This is a genomic window from Betaproteobacteria bacterium, from assembly GCA_016720855.1.
Classification (GTDB): Bacteria; Pseudomonadota; Gammaproteobacteria; order Burkholderiales; family Usitatibacteraceae; genus FEB-7.
Genome location: JADKJU010000003.1, coordinates 806,838 through 817,899 on the forward strand (window position 1 = coordinate 806,838; position 11,062 = coordinate 817,899).

Annotated in this window: 5 protein-coding genes and 3 pseudogenes; 3 read left to right on the top strand and 5 right to left on the bottom strand. The window is 59.9% G+C overall.

Features of this window, described 5'->3' with window-relative positions; translation table 11 throughout:
* Positions 1–1,133: 1,133 nt before the first annotated feature.
* Complete coding sequence (locus tag IPP91_17660; protein ID MBL0143874.1) at positions 1,134–2,825, bottom strand: AAA family ATPase; 1,692 nt, start codon at positions 2,823–2,825, stop codon at positions 1,134–1,136.
* A gap of 604 nt (positions 2,826–3,429) precedes the next feature.
* On the opposite strand from IPP91_17660, the pseudogene IPP91_17665 reads away from it, so the two are divergent.
* Together IPP91_17665 and IPP91_17670 are read left to right on the top strand one after the other, a co-directional pair.
* Positions 3,430–4,766, top strand: a pseudogene (locus IPP91_17665) (IS21 family transposase).
* Between the two features lie 208 nt (positions 4,767–4,974).
* Positions 4,975–5,736, top strand: a pseudogene (locus IPP91_17670) (ATP-binding protein).
* 141 nt (positions 5,737–5,877) lie between these two features.
* Here IPP91_17670 and IPP91_17675 read toward each other — a convergent pair.
* A pseudogene (locus IPP91_17675) lies at positions 5,878–7,047 on the bottom strand (virulence RhuM family protein).
* A 569-nt stretch (positions 7,048–7,616) separates the two neighbouring features.
* On the opposite strand from IPP91_17675, the gene IPP91_17680 reads away from it, so the two are divergent.
* Positions 7,617–7,886, top strand: a complete 270-nt coding sequence (locus IPP91_17680) for a hypothetical protein (protein ID MBL0143875.1) — start codon at positions 7,617–7,619, stop codon at positions 7,884–7,886.
* Between the two features lie 924 nt (positions 7,887–8,810).
* On the opposite strand, the gene IPP91_17685 is transcribed toward IPP91_17680, so the two are convergent.
* The 3 genes from IPP91_17685 to IPP91_17695 all read right to left on the bottom strand — a co-directional run bounded on the left by IPP91_17685 (position 8,811) and on the right by IPP91_17695 (position 10,872).
* Positions 8,811–9,578: a hypothetical protein gene (locus tag IPP91_17685; protein ID MBL0143876.1), complete on the bottom strand. Its 768-nt coding sequence runs from the start codon at positions 9,576–9,578 to the stop codon at positions 8,811–8,813.
* Between the two features lie 80 nt (positions 9,579–9,658).
* Positions 9,659–10,093, bottom strand: coding sequence for a hypothetical protein (locus IPP91_17690; GenBank protein MBL0143877.1), 435 nt, complete (start codon positions 10,091–10,093; stop codon positions 9,659–9,661).
* Positions 10,094–10,170: 77 nt separating this feature from the next.
* Entirely contained in the window at positions 10,171–10,872 is a 702-nt protein-coding gene (locus IPP91_17695; protein MBL0143878.1) for a hypothetical protein, read from the bottom strand.
* Between the last annotated feature and the right edge of the window lie 190 nt (positions 10,873–11,062).

An 11,062-nucleotide genomic window follows, 5' to 3' on the forward strand; every position in this document is an offset into this window, starting at 1 on the left:
CAGAGGAGCATCACCTCGTTGTGCAAGTGCAATGAGGCTGCGGGAAAGTATCGCAGTGGAATCCTCGCCCTGGCGAAACGCTGAGTCGCGAGCGTACCCTGTGATTTGGGCACAGGCATCTAGAATTGCGCGTGGCGCGGATAATTCCGCACCGAACCATTTGCATTCTACGATTGCGACAATACGCCCGGCATTTTCGATAGTGAGATCCGCCCGCGAGCTACCGGCGGAAATCCCCAGCGAATCTGCCAAATCGGCAATCATCCTTTCTCCCTTATCCATTTCCACATCAGGACGGGGCGGAATTGAGCGTTGCCACCAAACATCGAGGTGGCCTATTCTAGCTGCGGGTCTACCAGCGGCGAACGAGGCGTCGAGAACAGAACGAACGCCAACGGCAGCAGAAAGTGCCTCCGCAACTTCAAGCAAACAGGCAATTTCGAATTGTCGCCAGGTCTCAAGACGGGGCAGCACGTCTCCCGCAAGTAGGGCGGCGACGCTTTCGGGCTCGATCGCATCAAGCCCAGTCAAGGCCGAGGCGCAGTCCCACGAAAGGCGGTATAGCGGTGCGCGTGCCTTAGCTGCTTGTCGGCGCTCATGGGCGCCGATCCGTGATCTTCCTGCGGGAGATGCCAGAATTTCCCTGAGCGCAGCAACTCGCAATGCATCGTCCACCAATGAAAGTCGCTCGCGTGCTAGGCCGTCAAAAATCCCACCGCGGGCATGTAGCGCTGCGGCCCTAAGGGCACCGCGCGCCGAGTCGAGTGTCTTGGCCAGGACACGATTTGGCCCGGTAAACCAGCTGCCCGCGGCCTCCGTGACAACAAAGGCAGCTGAATCGCATGTGACAGCTTGGAGTAAGGCTGAGGCGGCAGCGTCGGGCGGGCCGGGCAGTTCACCAGAGACTTCGCGGCGAACATCGTCCAGGGCTGGGCTGATCTCCCTCGGCCTGGATGCGACCCGAGTAGCTAGGCTGCCAACAGGCCCAGAGAGGGCCCACCACATACGCAGCGCGTCTAGGTCCTCGTCTCTCAGACTGCCTATTGCGCCGCCATAGGGGGAGCGCTCTCCTGCCCCAAGGTGCCGCAGTAGTCCGCGTAGGCACAGGACCTCGAGCGCCTTCTCCGCTTCAGTCACGCAGAGAACTCCCTACAGTCCAGACGGAGGCGGTCAGCCCTCGCCGTGTCCAGCGTCCATGCTGCAGCCACGCCGCTGGCAAGATCCGATGCCTCACGCGGGGAGAGGCCGTCCATCAAAGGCAGTACACACATTCGGAAAGCGGACAAGAACGCGTCGGCCGACGACCCCATTGGAAGCGCAAAGGGGTCTAGCGCCGCGTCAAGCGCAACGAGCGTTTTCAGGAAATCAACGATCGGTGCCCCACCGATCTCTCGAGCAGCGTTTACTGCACGCCACATGGCGCCGACTGGATTTGTCGGCACCGGAGTCGGAACAGTAATACTTAGCCGTGCGGCCATCTCTTCAATGAACTTATCTGGATCCGAAGGGGCGCCGACCTTGATCCACGCGAAACGCCGACTCAAAGCGTATGAAATTTGGCCTAGCTGGGTCTTGTCGTAAGTATTCAGCGTGCAAATAAGGCGCCACGCGGGCTCGGGGGCATGCTCATGTGCGGCCATACCGGTCCGCGACTCAGGTAGCACCACATGAAACGGACTAGCAGGGTCCGTTGCATCGGCTCGGCACGGCAGTACAGAGGACTGCCCAGAGAGAATGGAGAAAAGTGGTCCGAGAACTTTGTCGATCGGACACCTATTCAATTCATCAATGATCGTCGGTTTGTCGAAGTTGCGAAGAAGAGCGCCCGGAATAAAGCCGATCGCCCCCCCTCCAAGGGGCTGATATCCGCCGACGAGGTCCTGAGTGCTCCAGGCAGAGGAGGCCGTCAGCATTAGGTAGGAGCCGTCCCCTTCGTCGCGTTCCGAAAGTTCGCGGGCAAGGTACTCGGCAAGCGTTGTCTTTCCCGTCCCCGGAGGGCCATAAAGAATGATGTGGCGCTTACCGGAGTTCACCGCCGCCTCGATTTGGTGATAGACCGACGGATCCACACCAACCAGAGATGTATCCTCCGCGATTCCGAACGGCGCGGCTGCGGGGGTCACAGCGAATATCGCGGAGAGATCAGAAACTAGTTGGTCCCTTCCGGCTGCCGAGCTACCGTCATAAACAGTCGCGCTAGCGAAAGTCGCGACTGCGAGCGCCACGGCGTCATATGTAGTGCCGGCGGCCGGTGTAACTGCACCGGGAACCTTTATGAGGGCGCGAAAGGCAATATCGTAGGATCGTTTGGCGGTCCCACCGCCGAAATCGATCGTGCGGGCCGATGGGTTGAAATCACTAAGTGGATCGCCCGAAGTTCCCGCGGGAAGTGGCTTTGCGAAGGCAAGGATCAACAGGTACTCCCAGCCTTGCGGATACGCCCAAGTAGCGGTCGGGCCTGAGGGCTTGACCGCTGGAAGAACGCGAAATGCCACTACGGAGCAACTTCCGTCACGATTGTTGATGTAGCCCACTGTCTTGCCCATTGGGATCTGATTCCCAGCCGCATCGAGGGCAAACCGCGCCACCAAACTTCCGGCCAACTGCATCTCAACCTGAACAATCCACCGCGGTGGCTTGCTGGAGACGGAGTGCGGGTTAGTCCAAAATCCCGCCGTCACACTGGTTGGTTCGCCAAGCGCCAGCGCCTTGGTTCCTCCGCTTTTTATGGACAGGCCCCTGGGCGTAAGCAGGCTCGTCTGAATGTCGTCCTTAAGTGCCTTAAACACACCCAAGATGTCATTTGTGGGCAGTGGCGCAGCCATGTTGTGTCTTTCAGTTGTTCTCAGCGATTCACGAATATTCCGGCTCCGAATGCTTCCCGGTCAACCATCTCGCCCGAAACGACTATGAATGCTCAGTCCGCCGACTTTCAGCGGCCGTATTCGACCTGATCGCGCTCCGCCAAGCGGCCGCCAGAGGAAATCCCCAAATAATTTCTCTGGATTTCCGAAGACGTCCTCAGATCCCTGATTTAGCTTGAGTCGCTGAAAACGAAGTGGAGGTCCCATGGAATATCTCGAACGCCACGAATCCGACGCTGCGCTTAGACATTGGGCTGGACGATGAATTGATCGAGGCGCTTGTGATTTGCTCGAGCAAGCATTGCGACCTGACCTTCTCAGCACTAGCTCGATTGCTGCTAGTCCAGGAGGCTTTGCAAATGGACTGCATACCAAGCAGCAACACGCAAATTTAGGGCGCCCCCGGCGGCCACCCAAACTCCCGCACCTGTGGCCGGGTCAAACTCCCGCACCCTGAGCACCCGTAAGGGCGCCTGATCCCGGGCGCCGGACGGCGCGACGTACGCTCCTCCCCGACCAATTCGGGGAGAGGGAGAGAGTGAACGTCTTGAAATCGCATTTGCGCATGAGCGTCCTGGCGCTGCTCGAGAGCGGCGTGGGGCAGCGGGAGATTGAGCGGCGCCTGGGGGTGTCTCCGAAGACCGTCCGGCGTTATCAGAGGCTGGCAAATTCCCCCGGGGTGGCCACCGGCTCTGGTGCTGCGGATGGGCAAACTCCCGCACCCCCGGCCACCGGCTCCGGGGGCCCGGAGGGCCAAACTCCCGCACCCCGGCCACCGGCTCCGGCCAACGAGTCGACGACCTCGGCGTGCGAGCCGCACCGGGAGTGGATCGAGTCGCAGGTGTTGCTGGGCAGGAACGCCGTGGCCATCTACCAGGACCTGGTGGAGGGCCACGGCTTCGCACACGGCTACAACTCGGTGAAGCGCTTCGTGGCGCGGCTCAAGGCGCGCGCGCCCGAGCGCTTCGACGTACTGGAATTCGCCCCGGCGAGGAAGCGCAGGTCGACTACGGCGAAGGGGCGCCCACGCTGGATAGCCGCGGCAAGTACCGTAAGCCGGCGCTCTTCGTGATGACGCTCAAGTACTCGGGCAAGAGCTTCAGGAAAGCGGTGTGGAAGGCCGACCAGGAGAGTTGGGCGCGGGCGCACGAGGAGGCCTTCCGTGCCCTCGGCGGCTGTCCTCGGTACGTCGTGCTCGACAACCTGAAGCAGGGCGTGATCAAGCCCGATCTGTACGAGCCCGAGTTGAATCCCGTCTACGCGGCCATGCTCGCGCACTACGGTGTCGTCGCCGATCCGTGCCGTGTCGCCGACCCCAACCGCAAGGGAACCGTCGAGAACGCGATTCAGCACACGCAGTCGACCGCGCTCAAGGGGCGGCGCTTCGAGTCCGTCGAGGCGCAGAACGAGTGGCTCGCGCACTGGGAGGAGCGCTGGGCGGCTCCGCGCATCCACGGGCGCAAGAAGCGTCAGGTGCTCGAGATGTTCCGCGAGGAGCAAGCGCACTTGAAGCAGTTGCCTGCCGAGGGCTGCAGGTACTTCCGCCAGGTCACGCGCACGGTCGATGACGCGGGCCTCGTGCAGGTCGAGGGCTCGTATTACGCCGCTCTTCCAGCCGCGCCTCACAGCGAAGTCACGGTGCGCGTGTACGAGCGCGAGATCGAGATCCTCGAGCGCGTTGGCACCGTGCTGCGCCGGCACGAGAAGTCGCTTCGCAAGGGCGCCTTCGTGATGCAGGAGAGGACCGCGTCTTCAACCCGTCGCGTGAAACGGGTGCGCCTGCTCGTGCGCCTGGAGACCATCGGCCCGGCAACTGCCCAGGCCGGCCGCGAGCTCTTCGCCAAGCTTGGCCGCCCCGGCCAACGAGCGATCTACGGCCTCGCAAACCTCGTGCGCAAGCACGCGCGCGCCGACATCGAGGCGGTGTGCGCGCGCCTCACGCAAGCCAACTGCTTGTCCTACGCCGCCGTCAGGCGCGCGCTCGAGCGCCAGGCGCCCCCTGCGGCCGACCCGCCGCTCACGCAGGCGCATCCGGCGATTCGCGACATCACCGAGTACCAAACGCTCTGGGAGGCGCTCTCCCAGGTCCACCACGAGGATCCCGATGGCAATGTCTATCACTGAGCTGGAGCGCGCGCTACGCAGCCTGCGCCTGTCCGGCATGACCGCAACACTGCAGGCTCGCGCGCTCCAGGTTGGCGCGCATGAAATGGACTTCGTCGAAGCCTTCTCCTGGCTCGTCCAGGACGAGCTCGACCGGCGCCGCTCGCGCCTGCTCGAGCGACGCTACGCGCTCTCGGGGCTGCCCGAGCGATGCGACCTGAAGAGCTTCGACTGGAGCTACAACCCGCGGCTTCCCCGGCGCGACGTGCTGGGTTTCGCCACGCTCAAGTTCATCGACGCGAAGGAGGACGCGCTGCTCATCGGCCCGCCCGGAACGGGTAAGAGCCATGTGGCGAAGGCGCTTGCCGCGCTCGCAGTCGCCCACGGCCGGCGCGTGCACTACCGCGAGGCCCACCAGCCTCATCGAGGACATCGGCGAAGCTCGCGAACTCGGTGAACTGCGCAAGCTGCGCGCCCAGCCTAAGGCCGCCGAGCCTGCTCGTCATTGACGACCTCTTCCTGCGCAAGCTCCCCGCCCACGCCGGCGACGAGCTCGCCGACGTGCTCATGAGCCGCTACGAGAAAGCCTCGACGATCGTCACCTCCAACCGCCCGCTCGAGGACTGGGGCGGCTCCTCGGCGATGTCGTCGTAGTCACCCCGCTCCTCGATCGCCTCATGCACCACGGCTACCTGCTGCGCTTCGAAGGCAAGCTCGGCGCCTGAAAGAGGCCGCGGCGCGTGTTGCCAAGAGGGGATCAACCGGGTAACTTCGCCGCGTCCCGCCGCCTGCTCAGGTGCGGGAGTTTGACCCGGCCACAGGTGCGGGAGTTTGGGGTGGCCATCGGGGGCGCTATTGGCTTTGCCGTACCCAAAGGAAGGCGCACGCCGTGGTCAAAGGGTTGGTCATATCAATTCACAGTCTTAGGAAGCCGCGACTTCGACTTGACCTCGTTCACGACGCGATCAAAATCTGATTCGTATTCGCGGTCCTGAACAACCCGGTATTTCTCGAACTCACTAATGGCTTTTCGATCGGCGTTTTCGCGTCTCACGCGGCCGAATCCATCCAACACGTCGTATTCGTTGAAGCGCAGGAAGCCGTCGAGCTTTTCAACCCATTGCTGCATCGTGAGGGCAATTCGTCGCTCAGCGAAGCTTTCGGCAAAGTCGAGATACATCGACACCAGACGATTGAGTTTTCCTAGCTCATTCTCATCAAGATAGTTCTTGCCTACCGTTACATCGAGCTTGGTTATCTTCCCGCCCTTGCCCTCGTTCCTCCACGATTGCAGGCCCATATTGGGCTTGCTGGCGTCGGCACGTAGTTCAACTAGTTCGGCTGCGGTGTGCCCATGAATCGCGTGATGAAGCTTGTCCTGGACCTGGGCATAGAACAATTTGCAGACAGGGGAGTTCTTATCGTAGTCAATGCTGCACTGCGCGAATAGATCGGTAATCTTCTGATAGAAGCGCCGCTCGGAGGAGCGAATCTCCCGGATTCGCTCCAGGAGTTCGTTGAAGTAGTCCTTGCCGAATACCTGCTTCCCCTGCTTGAGCCGCTCATCATCAAGGGCGAATCCCTTAATCATGTAGCTCTTGAGGACTCCGTAGCCCAGCGCCGAAACAGTGTGGCTCTATAGGAGTTGACCCTATAGCCAACCGAAATGATGGCGTCGAGGTTATAGAAATTCGTTTCGTAGGCCTTCCCGTCCTGGGCAGTTATTCGGATTTTCCTAATGACTGAATCGTCCAGTTCGTTATCCCGGTAAAATGATGTGCTGGAGGTGTTCATTGACCGTGGGGACGGTGACCTCAAATATCTCCGCCATTCCTCGCTGAGACGCCCACGCAGTTTCATCGCGTACCAAGACCTGCACCTTCACGCCACCGCCCTCCGACTCGTAGAACAGAAAGTCAGAGCCGCCGGCCTCCTGCGCGACAGAGATCGGGGCCTCTGGCTCTGGCTCCGGCTCTCCCGTGGCGGGTAGGGCCACTATTTGTTGACTCGAGGGCCTTGGGGCCGCGGCGATGAAGTCCTGTGCGTGGAGTTCAATGCCGTTGGCCCTGCCCAGCTCCATTAGCTTCGGCCACCAGCGCCCCGGGATGCTGTCGGTCTTGGCCCAGTACGAAATCGTGCTTTGGGACTTGCCAATCAGCCTTGCAAGAGCAGACTGTCCCCCGAACTTCTCGATGATCTCCCTACCGTTCATGGCATCCCCAACGAATAAGTGCTGGGATTATAGCGAACTGTTCGTTTGACGACAACCAAATTGTTCGTTATCATGGGTCCGTCCTCAGGGAGCCAATAATTTGAACTCGATTCCTCCGCTCCGTACTTCCACGACGAACAGACCGCCTGCGACTTCGTGGAATCTCGCATTTGGGTCCATGGGCGCGTCTGCCCGAAGCACGGGACCGTTGGCGAGAGCGGCGACGCGTTTGATCGCGCCATGGACGTTCTTGTCCGGATCCCGAACGACAAGAGGCAGTAGGTGGGCGCCATGAGTACATAGCGCAGAGGCTCGGAGTGACATTGCCACCGTCGCCGAGCCCAAATGGACAACGGCCCGTACAGTTCGCACCTTGGCGGGAGAGGACTGTACGGGCCGGGAGTGGCGCCACATCAACTTCTAGAGGAAATCTTAACATGGCATCCAGCAAATCCAGCAACGAATCAACTGGTTCTAGGGCCGCGACCGCAGCAAGCAAAGTCCTGAGTGATCCGCGTTCGACGGCCGCCGAGAAATCGGCGGCTGCATCGGCACTCACGCAAGTTCGCGCCAAAAACGAGGAAACGCGCGCGCGCGCGGCAAGTGCGGCGGGTAAGGTTCTGAGCGATCCCACGTCTACCGCCCGCGAGAAGTCTGCGGCAGCTTCGGCATTGACGCAGGCCCCGCCGAAGCGGAAGACGCCGTAATCGTTCTCTGTAGAAGCAGGGCAGCGGCGGGTATTACGAAAATCCCCGTTGCCCGCAACTCTGTCCGTTCGTCGCCGATGCTCGCGGCCAGAGCCTTCGCCTTATCGTCGTCGCGCAGTACAAAGCCAATTTGAAGTGCAGCGGCACTCGCCCAGATAGTTCAGATCGCTGACGCGCCGCCAAGAGGCAGCAAGGTTGGCGGCTGTGTCTACCCGCTCGATGATGACTAGCAAAGGGGCGATCATCTGTGCCCCATGGGTACGGCAAAGCCAATAGCGCCAAATGTAGGCCTCAGCATTTGGCCGAGTCGCCTCCGCGCATCACCCTTCCGCTCAAACCGTGAACGCTAACCCATTGCTTTGTCTAAAGCTGGTGCGAAGATCACTCTTCGCAGAAACAGAGAACAGAGAGGGGGTAGAGGGCAAAACGGCCGGAATCGTGGCCACCCCGAGGGAGACCACTCTTCGCACGCCTCGCCAAAGGTCCGGATTCATTGGGAAATTCCGGACGAAAAAAAGGCCAGAGCGGAGTCTGGCCTTGAACGAGTGGTGGTGAATGGCTTACCAGGCCACGGACCACGATGAGGCCAAAAGAGTACGTCTGCGGCAATGGTAGCCGATGAGCGATAGCGCGGTTTACTACGCCATTAAAAGCGCTCATCAGAGCCCATGAGCGATCTTGCGCGATCGTAGGCGCACTCGGTGGATGGTTTACCAGGCTGAAAACGGCGCTTAGGTCGAAAGAGCACGCCTGCGGCAATGGCAGTCGGTGGGCGCAAACGAATTCCATGGGCCCCAACGACACAGGGCCGTCGATAGCCTGGCCCAATTCCCTGTAGGGCAAGTCGAGCGTATTACCTATCGGTATCGGGTCGGTCGAGGTCTCGGCTGCTTAGCCTGCGAAGCGAATCAGCGGTCCCCGAGCCTACCCCTGACACGCCAGGTATCTCTCAACCCGGTGGGTTGTACGCCGAATTACAGTCATACCCCACCGGGGAGCAGCCGCGCCATCGGGCGTCATCGCCCTTTGTGCGGGCTGATCACCAAAATACATCTTGGCGGTTGCCTGAGCCAAATCCTCTGGCGATCCCCCATATCCGTCGATTTCGAACTCAGTCTTCGTCCGTTCGAAGACGTGATAAGGCTCCAACTCTCTAGCCGTCAGCAGGATGACTCTTTGTTGATGGTCAGCATTCAGGGATTTCGCCCGATCAACTTCGTCCCTCGTAAAGGGGCTCAATTTGGACATCAAAATGAATACCTTGAAACGCTTTCGAGGTAGAGCATCCGCAACGCGCCGCAGATTTTCAATGTCCCTCTCGAACTCCTCCGGCTTGATCGGTCCTTGATCCTTGCACTCACCCAGGATAACTACCGTCTTTCTTGGGTAAGGTCGCGGAATCACCCAGAAGAAATCCACCTCGCACTCGACGCGTGCTTCGCCAATCTTAGTAAGGTCCAGGGATGGTGAGTAAACCCCATCGCGGAGTCCGCTCCCAAGAGTTGTCTCCAGCTGCTGGAGGGTTAGGGCAACCGGAACGGCGCCTTGCGCATTTCTCTCGGCGCCCAGGACCCCGGAGCGTCGGTAGTGCCACACCTCACCCATCAGTTGACGGGTTGCAGCGTATTCGTGACCGCATAGTTCACAGACGATCTGTTGCCTTAAGGCATCCAGCGCAGTCCAGCTAGCCATGCGACAGCTCGGGCAGGTAAGTTCTGCACCCATGCGAAAGAGCCCCTTCTCGACCAAGTGGCCGAACACGTCGTCTGGCGTCAGCTTGTGCCCGGTGGGCGCCTTTCGATGTGAAGATCGTGGTGGTCGCTGAATTTGGCTCCCGGATTGGCGGGATCCTTACTGCCGATTAGCTCCAGTGCACCTTTCTTCGTGAAAGAAGCAGCCGGACCATGTGTTTTCAGCAATCGACGCACGCCGGGGATCTTGAAAACTCTTGCTCCCTGCAAGCCTCCTAGTCTGGAAATGAGCTGCCGTGTAATCAAGCCTCCATTGCTGGGCTTAGTCTCGTATCCCGCCATGCCGAGCACCTTCCCGATCAGATCAGCAACAGGAAGTGCGTACAACCACGAGTCGACATCGGCGGCATCAATTACAAGACCTACCCGCTCCGGCTCGATTCGCAGCTCGTTGTAGATGAGATGCATCGTCCGGGCATAGAACTCATTCAGCTCTGGGACATAAGGCGGATTCAAGGTGTGTTGCTCATCGCCATAGAGCCCACCAATGAAAGACACTCGAAGCGACAAGATGTTGCGTGTGGAACCACGTGTCACCGCAAAACGGCTTGTTGCTCAGCGAGAACGAGACCTTTAGGCTGACCACGCTCGCGTCCGAGCACACCTAGAACTGATACCTGATCAAAGGTCATCATTGGCGGTCGGACGTTTCGCCCGTTCCAGCTGTGCTCCGAGATTGGACACACAGTTAATTCCATGCCATTGAATGGCTTACGCACCTCGTCCATGTCCTCGCGTCGCGTCCACACTGCTACCCGCCGATCCCACTCATGGCGATGAGCAACCGACTCCCTCATAGCCTTTTCCCACGCTGGGATGATGTCGCGGTACCGCCCAATATGATTTGCGTCGACGAACCACAACGCGATGTCTGCGGCTCTTAGGTTCCAATGGCAGATCAGATCGTCAAGGTTCGCGGCCGCTCCGACAAAGAACCCTGGCGTGTCCCAGCCTGCCTGAACGCCATAGTGGCGCTCCAGGGCGTGACGCGAGAGGTAGCTAATTCCCGGATGTTCCGGAATATCCGCCGGAATCGGTGCCGCTGGCTCAAGGCGAATCTTCGACACCAGCAGAGCACTTTCCAACATCCCCCCGTAGTCGATACCTACCTCATCTACCGTTGGGTATCGGCCAAGCTGTGTCAGAAATACGTCCGCCAATGGGTCGTCGGGACTCCAGTCGTAAACTCGAAAACCCCGATCGTTGATGGCCTTAACATCTGGCTTGTCGCGCAAGTGTTAAGGCGTTGTGCACATCAAGCAATTGCGCGCGTTTCTGCTCGCTGTCTCGGCCAATTACTATTGAGTCGCTGTAGAACGGGTTGATCAAATGACTGATCGACTTGGGAAACGCCTTTACTTCTTCGCTACTTCCCACCGGTAACAGCAGATCAATGCGAAATAGATCGATAAGCCTTCGACTTTC